We start from the raw sequence: 19,241 nt of genomic DNA on the forward strand, positions 1-19,241 counted from the left end.
AGGGAGTGGTTGCGAAGGTCAGAGAGGCCGCTCAGAGTCGTTCGATGATGGTGACATTGGCCTGGCCGCCGCCCTCGCACATGGTCTGCAGCCCCCAGCGGACATCTCGGCGTTCGAGTTCATGCAGCAGAGAGGTCATGAGCCGCGCGCCGGTCGCACCGATGGGGTGGCCCAGGGCGATAGCTCCGCCGTTCACATTGACCTTGGACATGTCCGCGCCGGTCTCGCGCTGCCATGCGAGCACCACAGCGGCGAAGGCCTCGTTGATCTCGATCAGGTCCATGTCGTCCAGGCTCATGCCCGTGCGTTCCAGCGCGTGACGGGTCGCGGCAATCGGCGCGGACAGCATCATCACGGCATCGTCACCGCGAGCCGAGACGTGGTGGATTCGCGCTCGCGGTGTGAGCCCGTATTTCTCAACAGCACGCTCAGAGGCGATCAGAAGCGCCGCGGCGCCGTCGGACATCTGTGACGCGCTACCGGCCGTGTGCAGGCCACCCTCCACGATGGGCTGCAAGGAACGAAGCTTGTCGAGATCTGGCTCGCGCGGACCCTCGTCTGCGGACAGCCCGGCCAACGGTAGGATCTCCCGATCGAAGCGGCCTTCCCGCTGCGCGGTGAGCGCGCGTTCGTGGGATTCCACGGCGAAGGCCTCGAGCTCATCCCGGGTGAAACCCCAGCGGTGGGCCATCATTTCCGCACCCCGGAACTGGGATATCTCTTGGTCGCCGTAGCGCTCGGCCCACCCGGTGGATCCGGTGAAGGGATCCGGGAAACCGAATTTCTCCGCGGCCACGTTGGAGTACGTGAGCGGAATGCTGGACATGGACTGCACACCACCGGCGACCACCAGGTCACTTGTTCCGCTCATCACGGCCTGCGCCGCGTAGCTGATCGCTTGCTGACCGGAACCGCATTGCCGTTCGATGGTGCTACCGGGCACCGCCTGCGAGAGCCCGGCAGCGAGCCACGCATTGCGGGCAATGTCCATGGACTGCGGACCCAGTTGATCGATGCACCCCAGGATCACCTCGTCGTAGTCCTGGGAATCGATGCCCTGGCGGTTCACCAGCTCCCGCAACGGTGCGGCGGCCAGATCGAGCGGATGAACCTCCGCAAGTCCCTTGCCGCGGCGCCCCACGGGGGTGCGGACAGCATCAATGATGTAGGCCTCAGCCATGAGAAGTACTCCGAACAGTTGGTCGAGTGGGGTAGGGCAATACGACAGCGATCAGCGCGGGGCCATGCGCAGAGCGCCGTCCATGCGCAGCGTGGTGCCGTTGAGATAATCGTTGTCCACGAACGTGGTCACGATCTGCGCGTATTCCGAGGGGCGGCCCAGACGGCGGGGGAACGGAACACCTGCGGCCAGGCCGGCCCGGTACTCCTCGCTGACGGTGGCCAGCATGGGTGTCTCCACGATTCCGGGGGCCACGGTGTTCACTCGGATGCCCAGGCTCGCCAGGTCCCGGGCGGCCGTGATGGTCAGGCTGTGCACGCCTCCCTTGGACGCCGCGTAGGCCGCTTGACCCACCTGTCCTTCGAACGCCGCCACAGAGGCCGTATTGACGATGAGTCCGCGCTGGCCGTCCTCGTCCACGGGGTCGGTTTCCGCCATGGCTTCCGCTGCGAGGGTCAGCACGTTGAACGTGCCGATCAGGTTCACCCGGATCACGGTCTCGAACAGTGCCAGGTCGTGCGGTCCCTTCTTGCCCAGGATGCGGGCCGAGGGCGCGATGCCGGCGCAATTGACCACGGTGCGCAACGGACCGACTTCCGTGGCCATTGCCACGGCGGCGCGTACGTCGTCGGGCTGGGTGACGTCAGCTGCGTGGTAGGTGATTCCGTCCACCTCCGGGGCCTTCTCGATACCCGCGGGGAGGTCCACGCCGATCACGCGTACGCCGCGATCCGCCAGGGCCGCGGCGGTCGCCGCGCCCAGACCCGACGCCGCTCCGGTCACCAGGGCAGAAGTGTTGGAGACATCCATGGAATATTCCTCTCGGTGGGGTGCTTTAGTAGGATGCCCAACTATTTAACTGTTGTCCAGATCACACTGTCGATGATCGACAAAATGGTTCCGGCTCACGCCGCGATAGTTCGCAAACGCACGGTGAAATTCACTGTTCGCTGTGCACAAACTCCCAGCTCCGCATGACACGTCACTGCTACCCTTGACGAACAGCCCGTATACGTCATGAAAGGACGCACACATGGCCGGTGGAAACCCGCTCCTGCGCGACTTCAACAAGAAAAACGCGCAACAAGGCGCGCCCGGTTCCTACCAGGATCCGCGTTACTCGCCCGAACAACTCGAGCAGATGTACAACGCCCCGGCAGCTGGCCCCGCCCAGACCGGGCGCATGAGCTATGACGATGTCGTAGTGCGTACCGGCGTTCTGCTGGTCTGCATTGTCGTCACCGGCGTGCTCGGCTGGATGATGCCCATCCTGGCCCTGCCCGGCGCCCTCATCGGTTTGGTCCTGGGCCTGGTCAACGCGTTCAAGCGCGAGCCCAGCCCCGTGCTGATCATTGCTTACGCCCTGGCCGAAGGCCTTTTCCTGGGTGGCATCTCCGGCATGTTCGAGAACATGTACCCGGGCATCGTGATCCAGGCCGTCATGGGCACCGTAGCGGTCTTCGTGTCCGTGCTGGTTCTCTACAAGGTGGGTGTGCTGCGTTCCTCGCCGCGCGTGACCAAGATCTTCATGGTCGCCATCATGGCGTACGCCCTGTTTGCGCTGATCAACCTGGGCACCTCGCTACTCGGTGGCTTCAACATGCGCTACGACGTCACCCTGTTCGGCATCCCGCTGGGCCTGATCGTGGGTGCACTGGCCATTCTGTTGGCCGCCTACAGCTTTGTGCTTGACTTCGAGAACATCACCGACGGCGTTCGCCGCGGTATTCCGGAGAAGGCCGCATGGTCCGCCGCATTCGGCCTCACCGTGACCCTGATCTGGGCCTACGTCGAGATCCTGCGCGTGATCGCCATCATCCGGAGCATGTCCGAGTAATCCGCTGAGCTCTCCACGAGAGCTATTAACCGCGCCGCGGGCCTTGCGTTGTGAACGCGAGGCCCGCGGCGTCGTCGTAGGGTGTGGCGCCCCGGCTGCGGGTGGCGCCCCTCATATGGGCGGTTCCTACATGTAGGTGATCTCGAGGTCCTGCGGGGGGAGGTTGATCGCGCGATCTGGAACCGAATTGTGCGCGGGTCGTCCCACGAACAACCACCCGAGGATTTCTTCGTTGTCATTCAGCCGGTAGAAGTCGCGCAGCACCTGCTCGTCGCTGGGGGAGCGGCGGGACCACACGGTGGCCCACCCCTGCGCGTAAAACGCGGCCTCCAGCAGACCCCGGATCGAGTACGCGTCGAACCGCTGGACCTTCTTGGGTGTTTCGGACTCGGGGTCGAAGCGGAAGATGATGGCCAGTCCAGCGCCGCCGGTGGACGCCCACTGCAGACTGCCCCGGTAGGCGGCCAACCGGCGGATTTTCTTGCCCTTGAGACGTGGGATGGGGCCTTCCATGTTGGGCACGGAGGTGAGCCCGGCCATGGCGGCCGCGAGATCCGAAGCTGACTGGCGGTTGGTTACGGCCACCCGCCACGGCGTGAGCGAATCGTCGAAACGAGCACCCGCCACGGCGCGGAGGACGGTTTCCAACTCGGGGCGTTTCGGAGCCTCCTGTGTCAAAACACTTGCTGGGCGGCGCTGGGCCAGGACACGGAGCAAAGTAGCGGACATACCCCCTATTTTTGCACCGTTTGGACAGTGACCTGTGAAATAAGAATTTCCGGGCGGGCGTGCCATGATGTACGCATGTCTTCAACCGTGTCTATATCGCAGACGCATTCTCAGCCGGACCGCCCCGAACACGATTCCGGGCCGGTCTCGAACCCTGATCGTCACGGTCGCGAAATGGTGTCCGCCCCGGTGCGCATTGCGGCAGCATGGTCCTGGCGCGTCATCCTGGTGGTGGCCGCGATCGGCCTGGTGGGCTGGTTGCTCTCCAAGGTTTCCACAGTGCTCATCCCGGTCGCCATCGCTGCGCTGTTGGCAGGCCTGCTGACCCCGGCCGTCAAGTGGCTGCGTTCCAAGCGCGTGCCCGGGGGCCTGGCTGCGGCCATCGTGGAGATCGGTCTCATCGTTCTGGTGCTGGGGTTGTTGACCCTGGCCGGCCAGCAGATGATCTCCGGCTTCGCTCAGCTTTCGAGCAGCGCGGTGGGTGGTTTCCAGAAACTCACCGGCATGCTCGAGGACAGCCCCCTCAACGTCTCGACCGAAAACATCAACCAGTGGATCGGCGAGCTCGGCAATACCCTGCAGGAGAACTCCCAAGCGATTCTCTCCGGTGCTGTGACCTTCGGCTCCACCGCGGGCAACATTCTGACCGGCATCATCATCATGCTGTTCGTGCTGCTGTTCTTCCTGATGCAGGGTGAATCGATCTGGCTGTTCCTGGTCAAGTTGTTCCCGCACCGTGCGCGCACCGCCGTTAATGGCGCCGGTCGTAAGGGCTGGCTCTCGCTCGCCCAATATGTACGGATTCAGGTGTTCGTCGCCTTCGTCGACGCCGTGGGCATCGGCCTGGGTGCCTTCCTCCTGGGCGTGCCGTTGGCGCTGCCGATCGGTGTGTTGGTCTTCCTTGCCTCCTTCATCCCGATCGTCGGTGCGGTGGCCACCGGCATCATTGCCGTGTTGGTCGCCCTGGTGGCCAACGGCCCCGGTATCGCCTTGGCCATGTTGGGCGTGGTGCTGTTGGTCCAGCAGCTCGAGTCCAACGTGCTGCAACCGCTGGTCATGGGCAAGGCCGTGTCCCTGCACCCGGTCGCTGTGTTCCTGGCCGTGGCTGCCGGTGCCGTGCTGTACGGCATTGTGGGCGCGCTGTTCGCCGTGCCGCTGCTGGCCATTCTGAACACGATCGTCCGCTACCTTTCGTCGCGCTCTTGGGAGCACGACGACCAGATCGCGTGGTCACCGTTCCTGTATCCCTGGGAGATCAAGAAGGAAGCCAAGAAGCAGGATCTGACCCGTGAGCAGGTCATGGAGCAGCTACAGCGCTTCCGTCTCAAGCGGCACAAGGATCGCGAGCTGGAAGAGAAGAAGCGCGAAGAAAAGCACAAGAAGGACACCGAACACGACGCCAGCATTGAGCAGGACAGCACCAACCGCGCGTAGTCGCACAATGAACCAGCGTCTGATCGCGTAATACCATGGAACGCGGCGCCCTTGAACGAGGGCGCCGCGTTTTCGTACGGCAGTGCAAGACCGTGGCTGACCGACCGACACGGTGACCGCCCACGGGCGGCGCACGTTGCAGAGTGAAAGAAGTTTGAAGTGGGCCTCAACGAAATGCCGGTGACTGCGGCGGACATCGAACACGCCTCGCACATGTTGGAAGACGTGATTGAGCGAACGCCCGTGGCCCACTCCCGGGCGCTGTCCCGTCTGCTCGGTTCCGAGGTTCACATCAAGTGCGAGAACCTGCAGCGCGCAGGCTCGTTCAAGATCCGCGGTGCCTACATTCGTATGGCGGAGCTCTCGGAGGACGAGAAGGCCAGCGGTGTCGTGGCGGCGTCGGCGGGTAATCACGCGCAGGGCGTGGCGCTTGCGGCCAACAAACTGGGTATCAAGGCGCGCATCTACATGCCGTTGGGGGCGGCGCTGCCCAAGGTCGCCGCGACTCGCGACCACGGGGCAGAGGTCGTGTTGTTCGGCACCACCGTGGACCAGGCACTGGCCGAGGCGCAGCGGTACGCGGAGGGAACCGGTGCCGTGTTCGTGCACCCCTTCGACCACCCGGCCATCATCGCCGGTCAGGGCACACTCGGGCTGGAGATCGTGGATCAGGTACCGGACGTGGACACCATCATTGCCGGCGTGGGTGGCGGTGGCTTGTTGGCCGGTCTGTCCGTGGCGGTGAAGGCCAAGGCGGAGGAACTGGGCCGGGACATTCGCCTGATCGGCGTGCAGGCGGAGAACGCCGCGGCGTACCCGCCCTCGTTGGCCGGTGACGCGCTCGTGACCCTCAACAAGGTCTCGACCATTGCGGACGGCATTGCCGTGGGCCGCCCAGGACAATTGCCGTTCCAAATCATCAAAGAACTCGCGGACGACGTCACCACGGTCAGCGAGGATTCCTTGGCGCAGGCGCTCATCTTCATGCTGGAACGCAACAAGATGGTCGTGGAACCCGCCGGTGCCGTGGGCGTGGCGGCCATCCTGGAGGGCAAGCTCAAGGAGTCCTACGGGGATCTGGGCAACACGGTGGTGCTGCTGTCCGGGGGCAACATCGACCCCATGCTCATGCTCAAGGTCATCCAACGCGGTCTCTCCGCGGCGGGGCGCTACATGACCATCAAGATGATGCTGACCGACCGCCCCGGCGAGCTGGCCTTGATCTCGCGCATCATCGCGGACATGGACGCCAACGTGACCGGCGTGGATCACACGCGCATCGGCGGTTCACTGTCGATGGGTGATGTGTCCATCACCATCGACATGGAGACCAAGGGGCACGCGCACTGCGACAAGGTCATCGATGCCCTGGAGGCCCAGGGTTTCCGGCCCGTGGTGGTGCACTAGCGAACCGTGCGTCAGCGGCGACGTCGGCCCCGGGCGGTGAAGTACGTGATGAACGCGGCAACGAATGTGGAGAACCACAGGATGTTGCGCAGACCGCCGGTGGTGTTGAGCTCCGGGTTGGACTGACCTAGGAAGTGCACGACGATCGCCGAGACGGCCAACAGCGCGGTCAGGGCGATCAGCGGCACGGTCCATTTATTGGGCTGGCGGTTCCAATGGGTAACCACGAATACTCCTCGGATAGAAAATGCGGGGGAACGACCCGGGGCCGCCCTCAGTCATTGAGAGCGGCCCCGAATCACTGCGTCATGATGACGTGACGATCAGTTGTGGAACGGCTTGGCGTCCAGGATCTTGACCTTGATGTTCTTGCCGTTGGGAGCCTTGTAGGTCAGCTCGTCGCCCACCTTGTGGCCCCTGATGGCGGCGCCCATGGGGGAGCGCTCGGAGAACACCTCGATGTCCTCGCCGCCGGTGAGGTCCTCAGCGACCTCGCGGGAGCCCATCAGGAAGGTCATCTCGTCACCGGCGATGTCCGCGGTGACGACCATGCCGGCTTCGATCACGCCGTCGTCGGCGGGAGCCTCGCCCACCTGGGCGTTTTCGAGCAGCTGGGTCAGCTGATTGATGCGACCTTCATTCTTGCCCTGCTCTTCGCGTGCAGCGTGGTAACCGCCGTTCTCCTTGAGGTCACCCTCGGAGCGGGCCTGTTCGATACGATCAACGATTTCCTGGCGGTACGGCCCGGAAAGGTGGTCGAGCTCTTTCTTGAGTCGATCGTATGCTTCCTGGGTCAGCCAGGCGCCCTCGTTAGTAGACACGCTATCTCCGTTCTCGGGTGCCCACCGGGGTGGTGAGCACGTGTGAAAAACCCCGCCCCGGTGGTGAGCCGTGGTGGCTCGCTGCCCATCCGGGTCGGGGATCGTACAAAGTTTCTAGTACACCAGTGTAAGTGAGGCCACGGGCTGGTCTCAAAGCGACTCAGCCGCGACGCCCGTCTGGAGGGGTGTCAGTCGACCTTCCAGCAGGAATCCACGCCCACCGAGTTGGCCTCGTTGGTGGTGCGCACGGGCACTCGGTGAGTGCTGGTGCGGCCGTTGAGTTCTTCGGGTGCCACCTCACCAATGGTGACTTCGTTCCATCCGACAATCGCGTACTGCTCGTTGAGCGCGCGCACCGCACACGTGACCGTTTGGTCCGGGTCCTTGGTGAGATCGAAGTCCGCGTAGGTGTTGCCGGCATCCTGCACCTGGAAGCTGACGTCCTTGGCGACCGGTGCACTGGATTGCCCCTGCACGATCCACACCACGAACAGCGCAGACAACAACGTGGCGATTGCGGCAATGACCACCCACCCCCGGAAGGAGGGGCCGCGGCGGCCGCGCGGAGACAACGTCCGGTGCCCGGAGCCATAACGCTGCGCCAGGACATCGCCCGAGGCGGATCCTGACGCGGGGGTGGAAGAACTCATGACACCACTGTATCCAGTACGGGTTGGGATCCCCTGAGAATGCGTGGTGCGGGTGACGGAGCCGACAGCATTATCCGGTGCACGGGCGTAAGATACCGGGGATTGTGTTTTGTCCGAACCCCACCCGGGAGGCTCCCGTTCCGTGACGGATTATTCGAAACTCCGGCTCTTGGCCATCCACGCCCATCCGGATGACGAGTCCAGCAAGGGCGCGGCAACCATGGCTCATTACGTGGGCCTGGGTGCACGCGTCATGGTGGCCACGTGCACCGGTGGTGAGCAGGGCTCCATCCTGAACGCGCAGATGGAGGGCGTTCCCTGGGCCGAGCGTGACCTGCCGGGTCTGCGCCGCGAGGAAATGGCTCAGGCGGCCGAGGCCCTGAACATCGAGCACCGCTGGATCGGGTTCGCGGATTCCGGGTTGCCCGAGGGTGATCCGCTACCTCCGCTGCCCGAGGGCTGCTTCGCCCTGCAGCCGCTCGAACGCGCCGCGGCACCGCTCGTCCAGCTGGTGCGCGAATTCCGTCCGCACGTGATCCTCACATATGACGAGAATGGCGGCTACCCGCACCCGGACCACATCCAGACGCATAACGTGTCCATGGAGGCCTACCGCAAGGCCGGCGATCCCGACGCCTACCCGGGCACTGGCGAACCCTGGACCCCGCTCAAGGTCTACTACGACCGCGCCTTCAACGTGGAGCGCTTCATCGCGCTGCACAACGCGCTGGAGGAGCGCGGATTCCAGTCCCCGTACGCCGAGCGCATTGCCGCATTGCAGGAGACCGATCCCGAGGGTCACCGTCCGCCGGTGCCTCGCCACGAAACCACCACCAAGATCGAGTGCCCGGACACCTTCTCCGCTCGTGACACAGCCCTGCGCTGCCACCGCACGCAGGTGGACCCGGACGGCCCGTTCTTCGCCGTGTCCTCGGACATGCAGGCCGAGGTCTGGCCGTGGGAGGACTACTCGCTGGCGGATTCGCGCGTGGAGACCTCCATTCCGGAGACCGACCTGTTCGCCGGTATCGATCCTGACGCCCAGATTTCTTCCCCTCGAAAGGCGTAACCAGCCGTGAACATGTTGACCACCGTGCTGCTCCAAGCGGCCACGGAAAATCCCGCGGGTGACCTCAAGCCCGGTCTGGAACCGAGCCAGGTTTCGCCGGGGATCGCGGGCTTCATCGCGACGTTCTTCCTGGTCGCCGTGGTGATTCTCCTGATCATTGACTTCAACCGTCGCAATCGCCGGTTGCGGTACCGTGCCCAGTACGCCGAGCAGCGCGCCGCGGAAGAGGGCGTGGGCGGGTACGCGCACGGCCGCGACGGTCAGGTTGCGTCAGCAGATTCCGACGCCGACGCCGCCGCTCGCGCACCCAAGCCTCGCACGGCACCGGATGCGGACCGCGGGGAGAACGGCGGAAGCTCCGCTCGTCGTGACTGATCGCTGAACCAGACCAGAAGGGGTCCGCTCCGATGCTGAGAACTTGATTCTCGGCTCGGGCGGGCCCCTTTTTTCTGGCCGATCCCCTTATGCGTGTGAGGGGCTCGTGACATCGTTGAGTCATGACCAACAGGCTCGCCAACTCCACCAGCCCGTATCTGCTGCAGCACGCCCAGAACCCCGTGGACTGGTGGGAGTTCGGGCCGGCTGCCTTCGCCGAGGCTCGCACCCGTGACGTGCCCGTGTTGTTGTCCGTGGGCTACGCCGCGTGCCACTGGTGTCACGTGATGGCGCATGAATCCTTCGAGGACCCCGCCGTGGGGGAGTACATCAACGAGCACTTTGTGGCCATCAAGGTGGACCGCGAGCAACGCCCCGATGTCGATGCGCTGTACATGTCCGCAACCCAGCTGCTGACTCAGCAGGGTGGCTGGCCCATGACCGTGTTCCTCACGCCGGAAGGCCAGGCTTTTCATGCGGGTACCTATTACCCGCCGCGTCCCATGCAGGGCAGACCCTCGTTCACACAGGTACTCCACGCGGTGAATGACGCGTGGACCGAACGCCGTGAGCAAGTGCTTCAGGGCGCGCAATCGGTCACGGATGCGCTGCAACGCCATCCGGAGGCGGTCGCCTCCATGCTTGGAACGGATCGGCACACGGCGGGGCCGGTGCAGATCGATGCTCCGGATCCCTCAGGGGACATCACCCACCAGGAATCGCAGCTGATTGGCCCGTGGTTGGACGCACTCGAGGTGGCCCGCGATTCCACGCACGAGGGCTTCGGCAACGGCCCCAAATTCCCACCGTCCCCGATGCTCGAAGCGCTGGTGCTGCTGGCATCCCGCGATGGTGACTTATCCGCTCGCGCGGCCGAACTGCTCACGGCCACTCTGGACGCCATGGTCACCGGAGCGCTCCACGATCACGTGGGCGGGGGATTCTTCCGCTACTCGGTGACCCCCGACTGGTCACTCCCGCATTACGAGAAGATGCTCTACGACAACGCCCAGTTGCTACGAGTACTGGCCCACACCGCCAGGTACCTCGAAAAGCGCGGCACCGATCCCGTTCGAGCCGCGAGGTACCGGAACGCGGCCGAGGGCATCGTGACCTGGCTGGCCCGCGAGATGATCACGGAACAGGGCGCGATCGCCGCCTCCTTGGACGCGGACAGCGACCCCGTCACTCCTGGAGCGGAGCGCGAAGGTGCGTTTTACACGTTCTCTCGCGGCGACGTCGGCGAACCGCAGCCAGCCGTGGCCGGCTGGGGCGAATCCGGGTCCGTCACGGGAATCCTGGATCAGAACGTGCGAGAAGAGCTGTGGGAGCAACGCGAGCAGCGCACACCTCCGGAACGCGATGACAAGGTGGTGACCGCGTGGAACGGCATGACCATCGAAGCGCTCGCTGAGGCTGCCGTGCTGCTGGATCGCCCCGAGTGGTTGGAGACCGCCGAATGGGCCGCTGAGTTCGTCTGGACGCGGCACTGGAACGCGGAGACCACGACCTTGGCGCGCACGTCCCGCCAAGGAACCGTGGATCCACACGATGGACAGCTCGAGGATTATGTGCGGGCGGGCTTGGCGTTTCTGGCCCTCTATCGGGCCACTGGACTCGAGCAGTGGTACGCCCGCAGCTTGGAGTTGGCGCGGGCGACGGTCGAGAAGTTCATGCGCGGGGACACCCCCATGGATTCGGCGGAACCGGATGCCGTTCTGGTCGCCGCGGGTGCCACGGGCCAGGCGGACCCGTTCGACGACGTCGCGGCGTCGGCCCAGTCGTGTCTGGCCCGGTGGCTCGTGCTGCTCGGCCAGCCCAAAGTCGCCGGGCGCTCGAGCGACGAGCTGGTGGATCTGCTGGTGAAACCGGCCCAGGGGTTGGCCACTCGTGCGGCGACCGCGGCCGGGGGCACCCTGCACGCGTGGTTGCTGCGTGCCCAGCCGCCCGCGCTGCTCGAGGTGGTGCACGCGAGCAACGCGGACTGGGAGCAGGTTCAGGCCAGCGCCGGTGAACGTCGTGTCACGGACGTCCTGGTGCTGGGCGAGGGCCACGCACCCTACGGTGTACCCGAAGCATCAAGCGATGAGTTCGCGGTGTGGCTGTGTCGCAACGGTCAGTGCGAACTGCCGGTGCGCTCGCCGGAGAAGGTGGGTGAGCTCCTGGACCGGGCGTAGCGGCGTCGTCGGGCGTGTTGATGAGGAAGGGCGCGTTAGCCCATGAACATGGCCAGCATGATCGCGATGTAGTGACAGCCAAAGCCCAGGATCGTGCAGGCGTGGAACACCTCGTGGAAACTGAAGACCGTGGGCAGCAAGTGCGGGCGTTTGAGCGCGTAGCAGACGGCCCCACCGATGTAGAAGACGCCGCCGGCGATCACCAGGAGGGTGGCCGGGACGTTCGCGGCAAAATACGCCGGGAGATACACCAGCGACAGGCAACCCATGATGATGTAGAGCGGGGTGTAGAGCCAGCGCGGGGCGTGCATCCAGAAGACGCGGAAGATCACCAGGGCCGCACCCAGGGACCAGATGATGATCAGCAACACCTGGGCCGCGCTCGGGGACAATAACGCAACGGCCAGGGGGGTGTAGGTGCCCGCGATGACCAAGGCGATGTTGGAGTGGTCCAGCCGGCGCAGCACCGCGTTCATGCGGGGGCCCCAGTAGAAGCGGTGGTACACGGCAGAGGTGCCAAAGAGCATCACGGCGGTGATCGAGTACACCACGCACGCAATGCGCAAATCCGTGGTGGGTGCCAGGAACACCGAGATCAGGCCGAGAGCCAGCGCTACCGGGGCGAATCCGGCGTGGATCCAACCGCGCCACGCGGGCTTCTTCTCGATGATTCGCTCCGCCGCCGCACTCAGGCTCTCCGTGGCCCGGTGCACCGTGGACCCGGTGCGGGTACTGTTGCCGCGCGTCATATCACCAGTCACTTTCTCCGCTGCCAGCCGGAGCGAACACGGGTGTGTTTGGGGATTCGCTTGACCACCGGCGGCTGCCCATACGGGTAGTTTAGAGGGCATGGTTGTGTGTTGGCCCAGTCGAAACAGGGGAGGATCTCTACGGTGAAACTGCCTCGTCCGCTGTACTCGCTGTACGAGTCGCGCCTGGCCAGCAGCCTGAAAGAGGACACCCTGCCGCATCACGTGGGTGTCCTGGTGGATGGCAACCGCCGGTGGGCTCGCCAGTTCGGTGCCTCAACCGCTGACGGTCACAAAGCTGGTGCCCAGAAGATCGTGGAGTTCTTGCGCTGGTGTGCGGATCTCAACATTGACGTGGTCACCTTGTACATCCTTTCGACTGAGAACCTGAAGCGGCCCCAGGAAGAGCTCACCGCTCTGATCGAAATCATTTCGGGGCTCGTGACTCAGTTGCAGGACGAGGCGCTGTGCCGGATACAACCGGTCGGAGCGTTAGATTCTCTGCCCCCTCGGCTACGGGACCAGGTCGAGTGCATTGCGGAATCGACCGCGAACATTCCCGGACCCCACTTGAACATTGCGGTGGGCTACGGCGGGCGGCAAGAAATTGTCGACGCCGTTCGCGAAGTCATCCGCGACACCCGCGACCGCGGGGATTCGGTAGAGGCGCTCGCCGAGACCCTCTCCGTGGACGACATTTCCGCGCGCCTGTACACCCGGGGCCAACCGGATCCGGACCTGCTGATCCGCACCTCCGGTGAGCAACGGCTCTCCGGGTTCCTGATGTGGCAGTCTGCCTACAGCGAGTTCTACTTCTGCGAGGCCCTGTGGCCGGACTTCCGCCGCGTGGACTTTCTGCGCGCGCTGCGCAACTATGCGACCCGTCAGCGGCGCTTCGGCAACTGAGTCCCCAGCCCGAATTCACGCCCCGTTCACCGCGAGTGTGACTTGCGCATCCTTGGAGTCCCTACGTTGAAAGCAACCGGTAACCCCTCAGCAACCGGTTGAGCCCAACGTCGGAAGGTTTCCATGACCGTCAGCACCGAATCCGTAGTTGCACCGTCCACCCCGGCCACGGCCGAAACGGTACGGTCCTACGTGATTGATACGTCTGTCTTGTTGTCCGATCCCCGCGCCATCCTCCGTTTCGCCGAGCACCGTGTCGTGCTGCCGGTGGTGGTCATCTCTGAGCTCGAGGCCAAGCGCCACGATCCCGAACTGGGGTTCTTCGCTCGCAAGGCTCTGCGGCTGTTGGACGATCTGCGCGTGGAGCACGGGGGACTGGACCACCCCATTCCGTTGGGTACCAGTGGTGGTTGCCTGGTCGTGGAACTCAACCATGTGGCGGACACCGTCCTGCCGCAGAGCTTCCGGCTCAAGGACAACGACTCGCGGATTCTGTCCGTGGCCAAGAACCTGGCACAAGAGGGCCACGACGTATGCGTGGTGTCCAAGGACCTGCCGATGCGTGTGAAGGCTTCCGCGCTGGGGCTCGAGGCGGATGAGTACCGTGCCGAGTGGGTGGGCACCGATGACGAATACAGCGGCACGGCAACCCTCAATGTCACAGATGATGAACTCGAGCAGCTCTACGCCGAATCCCAGGTGCACTTGGAACAGACTGCCGGGATGCCCACGAACACGGGGCTGGTTCTGCACTCGTCCAAGGGCCATGCACTGGGCCGGCTGCACGATGACGGCAGCACCCGCCTGGTGCGCGCCGATCGGGATGTGTTCGGACTGCACGGCCGTTCTGCCGAGCAGCGACTCGCGATCGACCTGCTCCTGGATCCCGAGGTGGGCATCGTGTCCATGGGCGGCCGCGCCGGTACCGGAAAGTCCGCTCTGGCCTTGTGTGCCGGCCTGGAGACGGTGTTGGAGCGCCGTGAGCACCGCAAGATCATGGTGTTCCGCCCGCTCTACGCCGTGGGCGGCCAGGACCTGGGCTACCTGCCGGGCACCGAGGAAGAGAAGATGAACCCGTGGGGCCAGGCGGTCTTCGACACGCTCTCCTCGGTCGTCTCGACCACGGTCGTCGAGGAGGTCGTGGCCCGCGGCATGCTCGAGGTGCTGCCGTTGACCCACATCCGTGGCCGGTCTCTGCACGACGCGTTCGTGATCGTGGACGAGGCACAGTCCCTGGAACGCAACGTGCTCCTCACCGCGCTGTCCCGGATCGGGCAGAATTCCAAGGTGGTCCTTACGCACGATGTCGCTCAGCGTGACAATCTTCGCGTGGGTCGCCACGATGGCATCATCGCCGTGGTCGAGGCGCTCAAGGGCCAGCCGCTGTTCGGTCATATGAGCCTGAACCGTTCCGAGCGCTCGCCGATCGCCGCGCTCGTCACCGACGTTCTGGAGCGTTCGGACGTGTAGTTCGCTCGCTACTTTCGACGCCGACGCCGCTCGGTGGCCTTGTTTGCCCAGGTCACCGGGCGGTGGTCCGTTGTGTGGGTGCTCATGCAGGACAGTAGTTGCTTGTCGTTCTGGTCTACCGACTCATATGTCTGTTCTGACGAGTGAAAGATTCTTGAATGTGATGCTAGTCACTGGTGAAAGTCAGGCGTACTCTGACGTTCATCACCGGGGTTTTATGACAGTTATCAATGATGAGAAGGAGGGGTCATTGACGAAGCGCACGAAGGTAATCGCGGGACTCTTTATGGGCATTGCGTTAGTTGTGTTGATAATTTGGATCTTTCTCAACCCGTCAGAAGCTAATGATTTTACCTTCGTGATGCTCTCAGGTGGCTACTAGCCTTAATAAGTGCTTCAGTAATGAAGTCCAATGAATTCTGGAATAATCAAATGAAGTACTACCCCGCCGTGCTGGGGGTACAGCGACGCGCACCTAGGGTTGTGCAATTTAGTGTCCATCAAACTAAGAAAATATTATACGTCGTATCTGCAGCGTGCATATTGGTTGGAATAGTTAGTCTATTTGTCTAGGTCATCCTGATTGAAGGAGGGGCGCAGGTGAGCGCGAAGCTTCTCATCCTGTCAACGTTTTTGTTCTTTGCAGCAGTCGCGGTAGGTATTGTGGCATTTATTGTCACGGATGAGGGGTGGCGCGACGACTCCTCCATGGCAGTGTGGTTCATGCTCGCCTTCGCTGCTCTGTACTTCGTCATGTTTTTATCTACCGCAGCAATCTCGAGATTAATCGATCAGTAGCCCGCTACTTTTCGAGCACTGGCCAGGGTGCCACGGAGGATGATGCGATGGAGCTTGTGCGACGCTATTCGCCGTTCATGCTCCTCGGGGGAGCAGTCTTCCTGGTTGCCGGAATTGGCGGGCTGTTGCCGCGGTGAGTTCAAGTCTCAGAGAGTTGCGGTTTATAGGGGCTGCGTGAAGGTACGTCAGTTTGTTCCAACAACCGGGGCAACTGGTCGGTTGTTCAACAACGTGAGTACCAGCGCGGCTCCGATCGCAATCGCGGTCATCATGGCCGTGGTGGGCCAGCCCATCCAGTCGACCGCTGCTGCGCCGAAGGCGGTCCCGGCGCCTCCTCCAATGAAATAGATCACCATGTACGCGCTGTTGAATCTCGCCGGACTCGAACGATCGATCGCGAGAACCGTATTTTGATTCGCTACCTGAGCTGCGAACAACCCTGCGTCGAAGACTGCAAGGCATAGCAGCGTCAATGGAGTGTTGACGAGATTCAAACCGGCGACAACTGCTGCGATTCCCGCAAGGACCAAGCTGACAACTATCACGTGGTGCGCACCGATTCGATCGGTTAGAAGGCCGGCAATTGGGGTTACAAGAATTCCAGACAATCCTGCTACCGCATAAAGACCGATGCGTTCGGAGGAATAACTATACGGGGCCTCTGAGAGCGCGACAGCAAGGCCTGCCCACACTGCGGAGAAGGCAAAGAACCACAACGCACCCCTGATTGCCGCGGCCCGCAGTGTGGAGTTCTGGACGACGAGGCTAGGGAGCAAACGCAGTGTCGAGAAGTAGTCGCGCTTATTCGTGCCGGTTGCCCCCGGCAGAATCCGGAGGCTACACCCGGCGACGATGAGGCAGGCGGTGGCGAAGACCAACACCATCGCCCGCCACCCGATCTCATCCGCCAAGAACCCACCGAGGATTCGACCCGACAGGACTCCCGCGGAGATTCCGGCGGTTACGATTCCAAGACTCGTCGCACTACGTCGAGATGAACCTAGTCGTGCGGTCAATGAACTGAGACTTGCGCCCACTGCGGAACAGATCCCCACAGCGGCCATCGCCAGGGCTAAGGTCACGACGCCATTCATGATTGCGGTGGCGGCCAGTGAGATCGCGAGGACGAAGAATTGGCCAGCAAGGACGCGGTTGGGCGAGTATCTGTCGACCAGAGGTACCAACAGAACGATCCCGACCAAGTAGCCAACCGGACCGAAAGCAAGCCCTACGCCTACCAAGGTGATCGAGGTGCTCAACGAATCCGCAACATCCGCGATTGCCGGTTGCATGGGGTAAATGGCCGATGTCCCCAGAGCTGCAGCGAACGACATGAATAGCAGAAGGAAGCCGCGGATCCGAACATCGCCGGAAGTGATGTCCCCAAGGTACCCCGGTTGAAGATCAGGTGCGACCTCGGAAGAAGGCACGGAGATCACCGACCAGTAGGTCGGGTTGTTCCATGGCCGGAAAGTGGCCACCCAGAGCGAACTCGCTCCAATGATCGACTGCATTCCAAGGATCCATGGCGCGGCGCATCAACGGGTGAGTGTCGAAAACCGCCCATCCGGTCGGCACACCCGTGGGAGCTAGCCAGTCGAGCTGTGAGTGTTCTGCCTCGTAGTAGAACTGAGCGCTCGAAGCTCCTGCCCTTGTAAACCAGTAGAGGCTCACATTAGTCAGCAACTGGTCGCGGTCGACAACCTCGTCAGGGGTACTGTGCGGCCCACCGGTCCAGGTCTGGAACTTCTCCACGATCCAGGCAAGTTGCCCGACGGGCGAGTCGGTGAGCGCTGCACCAATGGTGGCCGGGTGATGGTTTTGGACCTCGAAGTAACCGCGCTCGCCAGCGTCGGACCGGCGCACTCGCTCGACCTCGGCGATATCCTCAGGGCTGAAGTCATCGGGATAGGGATACTTGTTACCCACCATGGCCAGGGCGCGCCCGTCACTTCCAACGTGCACGCCGATCACGCGTTCGGGGAGAGTCGCGCCTAATCGCAGCGAAACGCCGGCGCCGGTGTCGGTGCCGTGGGTGGCGAACCTCTCGTACCCCAGCCGCGTCAGGATTTCTGCGTAGGCACTACTTGTTCGTGCCACTTCCCACCCCGTACTGACGAGTGGGGTAGAAAAGCCGAAACCGGGCGGTGACGGGATCACAACGTGAAAAGCATCAGCTTCGTCACCGCCATGGGCGCAGGGGTCGACTAGTGAGTTGATGATCCGGGTGTACTCCACGAAGGAAGCCGGCCACCCATGGTTCAAAAGTAATGGTTTGGCCCCGGGCACGAGTGAGCGGGCGTGGAGCACGTGAAAAGTCTGGCCGTCAACATCCATGGTGAACTGCTCGTGAGCATTGAGTGCACGCTCCTGCGCTCTCCAATCGAAATCTCCACGCCAGTATTCGGCGAGATCCTGCCAGTAGCCCAGTGGTACTCCACGACTGAAGTCGGTGGCGTCCTCGAAATCGGGAATGCTGTGCGGCCATCGAGTTCGTGCGAGTCGTTCGTGCAGGTCGTCTAAGTCGGCCTGAGCGACGTGGATGCGGAATGGTTTCGGTGATTCGTACCCGTCGAAGATGGAAAGTGGGTTGGTCGTGGCAATCATGGCGTTCCTTTGTATGAGTGGGCCGTCACCCTATGGCGGGTGCCGCCGTGGAAGACGTCTGGCCCGCGGTGTCATTTGTGGGGAGAACCCTGGCCGGGTGTGCGCGGCTGAGAACCGACAGGCCGTAGACGCTGGCGCTGAGCGTTGCGATAATCGCGAGGGTCGTGACGATCGGCTCACCGATGCCGCCGTGGGCCAGCAGGATGTGAGCGGGGCCCTGTAAAGCTGCTGTAGCGACACCGGTCCACATGGCCAACCAAGCGGCCCGGGGGTGAAGCGACATGAGCTTTGGCAATAGTGGAACTGCCCATCCGAGAAGAGCCAGGATGCCAGTGGCGATCAATGGTGTGCGCTGAGCGATGGACGTTAGACCCTGAGGGCCGGTATCACCAGGTCCCGTAACTCCCCACGAGATCATTGCAGTGCCAAATACGACTATCCCGGGACTACAGGCCAGAACAAGTCGTAACGGCGGTCGCTGAGGCTGGTGGGACAGCAACCTGCGCCACCGGTCTCCTGCGTAGATCGCGAACAGGCAGGCCAAGGCCATGGCCAGGAGGCCGAAGCTGGAGTAGACAACGATGAAGACCCACTGCCGCATACCTCCTTCATCGCCGGTGGTCATGGTGCCGTCCACCAAAAGCTGCAAGATCAGTCCGGGCGGAAGCCCGAGAAGTACCGGAGCTAGCAGGCCCGTGGCGCCCCCGGCAGTCAAGAGCACTAGCCATCCAGGCACCCTCCGACCCCAAGGTTTGATCAGCGCCACGGCTAGGCCGAGGGCGATGATTTCGAGGCCAATAGTGATCGCGTTCCCCACTACCAAGCGGGGGTCTTGCATGTGATTGCTTGCCAATCCGGGGGTCAGTCCCAGAGTGGAGCCCATGAGCCACATGACCTTCAAAGTCACGTAAGGGAGAACCGCCAGGATCACCGCGCTGAACGCGACCATGCGCAGGCGAGCTGAAGAGGTTTTCTTGGTGAACTCTTTCTGGAAGGTGCGTTCTCTGAGAGCGACTACCGCTCATAGCCGGT

At 63.1% G+C, this 19,241-nt stretch carries 19 protein-coding genes; 9 read left to right on the top strand and 10 right to left on the bottom strand.

What is annotated here, in order from left to right:
* Positions 1-31 precede the first annotated feature (31 nt).
* Together EWV37_RS06010 and EWV37_RS06015 are read right to left on the bottom strand one after the other, a co-directional pair.
* Positions 32-1,180 (bottom strand): acetyl-CoA C-acetyltransferase, encoded by a 1,149-nt coding sequence (locus EWV37_RS06010; protein ID WP_129700440.1) that lies wholly within the window; start codon positions 1,178-1,180, stop codon positions 32-34.
* Positions 1,181-1,231: 51 nt separating this feature from the next.
* Positions 1,232-1,990: an SDR family NAD(P)-dependent oxidoreductase gene (locus EWV37_RS06015; RefSeq protein WP_095796860.1), complete on the bottom strand. Its 759-nt coding sequence runs from the start codon at positions 1,988-1,990 to the stop codon at positions 1,232-1,234.
* Positions 1,991-2,213: 223 nt separating this feature from the next.
* On the opposite strand from EWV37_RS06015, the gene EWV37_RS06020 reads away from it, so the two are divergent.
* Positions 2,214-3,017, top strand: a complete 804-nt coding sequence (locus tag EWV37_RS06020) for a Bax inhibitor-1/YccA family protein (protein ID WP_095796859.1) — start codon at positions 2,214-2,216, stop codon at positions 3,015-3,017.
* Positions 3,018-3,143: 126 nt separating this feature from the next.
* Here EWV37_RS06020 and EWV37_RS06025 read toward each other — a convergent pair whose 3' ends face one another.
* The gene (locus EWV37_RS06025; protein ID WP_095796858.1) at positions 3,144-3,746 is read right to left on the bottom strand and encodes a nitroreductase family protein; all 603 of its coding nucleotides are present in this window, start codon (positions 3,744-3,746) and stop codon (positions 3,144-3,146) included.
* A 75-nt stretch (positions 3,747-3,821) separates the two neighbouring features.
* Here EWV37_RS06025 and EWV37_RS06030 point away from each other — a divergent pair, with 75 nt between their 5' ends.
* Both EWV37_RS06030 and ilvA read left to right on the top strand, forming a co-directional pair.
* The gene (locus EWV37_RS06030) at positions 3,822-5,180 is read left to right on the top strand and encodes an AI-2E family transporter (protein WP_129700442.1); all 1,359 of its coding nucleotides are present in this window, start codon (positions 3,822-3,824) and stop codon (positions 5,178-5,180) included.
* A gap of 174 nt (positions 5,181-5,354) precedes the next feature.
* Positions 5,355-6,587 (top strand): threonine ammonia-lyase, encoded by a 1,233-nt coding sequence (gene ilvA / locus EWV37_RS06035; RefSeq protein ID WP_129700490.1) that lies wholly within the window; start codon positions 5,355-5,357, stop codon positions 6,585-6,587.
* Positions 6,588-6,598: 11 nt separating this feature from the next.
* Here the strand turns inward: ilvA and EWV37_RS06040 are convergent, their stop codons facing one another.
* The 3 genes from EWV37_RS06040 to EWV37_RS06050 all read right to left on the bottom strand — a co-directional run bounded on the left by EWV37_RS06040 (position 6,599) and on the right by EWV37_RS06050 (position 8,058).
* Positions 6,599-6,814: a hypothetical protein gene (locus EWV37_RS06040; protein ID WP_095796856.1), complete on the bottom strand. Its 216-nt coding sequence runs from the start codon at positions 6,812-6,814 to the stop codon at positions 6,599-6,601.
* Between the two features lie 96 nt (positions 6,815-6,910).
* Entirely contained in the window at positions 6,911-7,408 is a 498-nt protein-coding gene (gene greA, locus EWV37_RS06045) for a transcription elongation factor GreA (RefSeq protein ID WP_095796855.1), read from the bottom strand.
* 188 nt (positions 7,409-7,596) lie between these two features.
* Positions 7,597-8,058, bottom strand: a complete 462-nt coding sequence (locus tag EWV37_RS06050) for a DUF4307 domain-containing protein (RefSeq protein WP_129700444.1) — start codon at positions 8,056-8,058, stop codon at positions 7,597-7,599.
* A 142-nt stretch (positions 8,059-8,200) separates the two neighbouring features.
* On the opposite strand from EWV37_RS06050, the gene mca reads away from it, so the two are divergent.
* The 3 genes from mca (at position 8,201) to EWV37_RS06065 (ending at position 11,679) form a co-directional block, all read left to right on the top strand.
* Positions 8,201-9,127 (top strand): mycothiol conjugate amidase Mca, encoded by a 927-nt coding sequence (gene mca, locus EWV37_RS06055; protein ID WP_129700446.1) that lies wholly within the window; start codon positions 8,201-8,203, stop codon positions 9,125-9,127.
* A 12-nt stretch (positions 9,128-9,139) separates the two neighbouring features.
* Positions 9,140-9,502: a hypothetical protein gene (locus EWV37_RS06060; RefSeq protein WP_238663095.1), complete on the top strand. Its 363-nt coding sequence runs from the start codon at positions 9,140-9,142 to the stop codon at positions 9,500-9,502.
* Positions 9,503-9,624: 122 nt separating this feature from the next.
* The gene (locus EWV37_RS06065; protein WP_129700450.1) at positions 9,625-11,679 is read left to right on the top strand and encodes a thioredoxin domain-containing protein; all 2,055 of its coding nucleotides are present in this window, start codon (positions 9,625-9,627) and stop codon (positions 11,677-11,679) included.
* Positions 11,680-11,714: 35 nt separating this feature from the next.
* Here EWV37_RS06065 and trhA read toward each other — a convergent pair whose 3' ends face one another.
* Positions 11,715-12,428 carry a PAQR family membrane homeostasis protein TrhA gene (gene trhA, locus EWV37_RS06070; protein ID WP_129700452.1) on the bottom strand — a complete coding sequence of 238 codons (714 nt, stop codon included), beginning with the start codon at positions 12,426-12,428 and terminating at the stop codon, positions 11,715-11,717.
* A 144-nt stretch (positions 12,429-12,572) separates the two neighbouring features.
* On the opposite strand from trhA, the gene EWV37_RS06075 reads away from it, so the two are divergent.
* The 3 genes from EWV37_RS06075 to EWV37_RS06085 all read left to right on the top strand — a co-directional run bounded on the left by EWV37_RS06075 (position 12,573) and on the right by EWV37_RS06085 (position 15,602).
* Positions 12,573-13,334 (top strand): isoprenyl transferase, encoded by a 762-nt coding sequence (locus tag EWV37_RS06075; protein ID WP_095796849.1) that lies wholly within the window; start codon positions 12,573-12,575, stop codon positions 13,332-13,334.
* A gap of 123 nt (positions 13,335-13,457) precedes the next feature.
* Positions 13,458-14,804, top strand: a complete 1,347-nt coding sequence (locus tag EWV37_RS06080; RefSeq protein WP_095796848.1) for a PhoH family protein — start codon at positions 13,458-13,460, stop codon at positions 14,802-14,804.
* A 600-nt stretch (positions 14,805-15,404) separates the two neighbouring features.
* Entirely contained in the window at positions 15,405-15,602 is a 198-nt protein-coding gene (locus EWV37_RS06085) for a hypothetical protein (protein ID WP_129700454.1), read from the top strand.
* A gap of 185 nt (positions 15,603-15,787) precedes the next feature.
* On the opposite strand, the gene EWV37_RS06090 is transcribed toward EWV37_RS06085, so the two are convergent.
* Genes EWV37_RS06090 through EWV37_RS06100 form a run of 3 tightly spaced genes read right to left on the bottom strand, consistent with a single transcriptional unit; the run spans position 15,788 to position 19,158 of the window.
* Entirely contained in the window at positions 15,788-17,116 is a 1,329-nt protein-coding gene (locus EWV37_RS06090) for an MFS transporter (protein WP_238663093.1), read from the bottom strand.
* Complete coding sequence (locus tag EWV37_RS06095; RefSeq protein ID WP_129700456.1) at positions 17,007-18,209, bottom strand: epoxide hydrolase family protein; 1,203 nt, start codon at positions 18,207-18,209, stop codon at positions 17,007-17,009. The genes EWV37_RS06090 and EWV37_RS06095 overlap by 110 nt, the downstream gene beginning before the upstream one ends.
* Before the next feature lie 25 nt (positions 18,210-18,234).
* Positions 18,235-19,158 (bottom strand): hypothetical protein, encoded by a 924-nt coding sequence (locus tag EWV37_RS06100; RefSeq protein WP_095796845.1) that lies wholly within the window; start codon positions 19,156-19,158, stop codon positions 18,235-18,237.
* Positions 19,159-19,241 lie beyond the last annotated feature (83 nt).

This window comes from Kocuria carniphila, assembly GCF_004136555.1.
GTDB lineage: Bacteria > Actinomycetota > Actinomycetes > Actinomycetales > Micrococcaceae > Kocuria > Kocuria carniphila.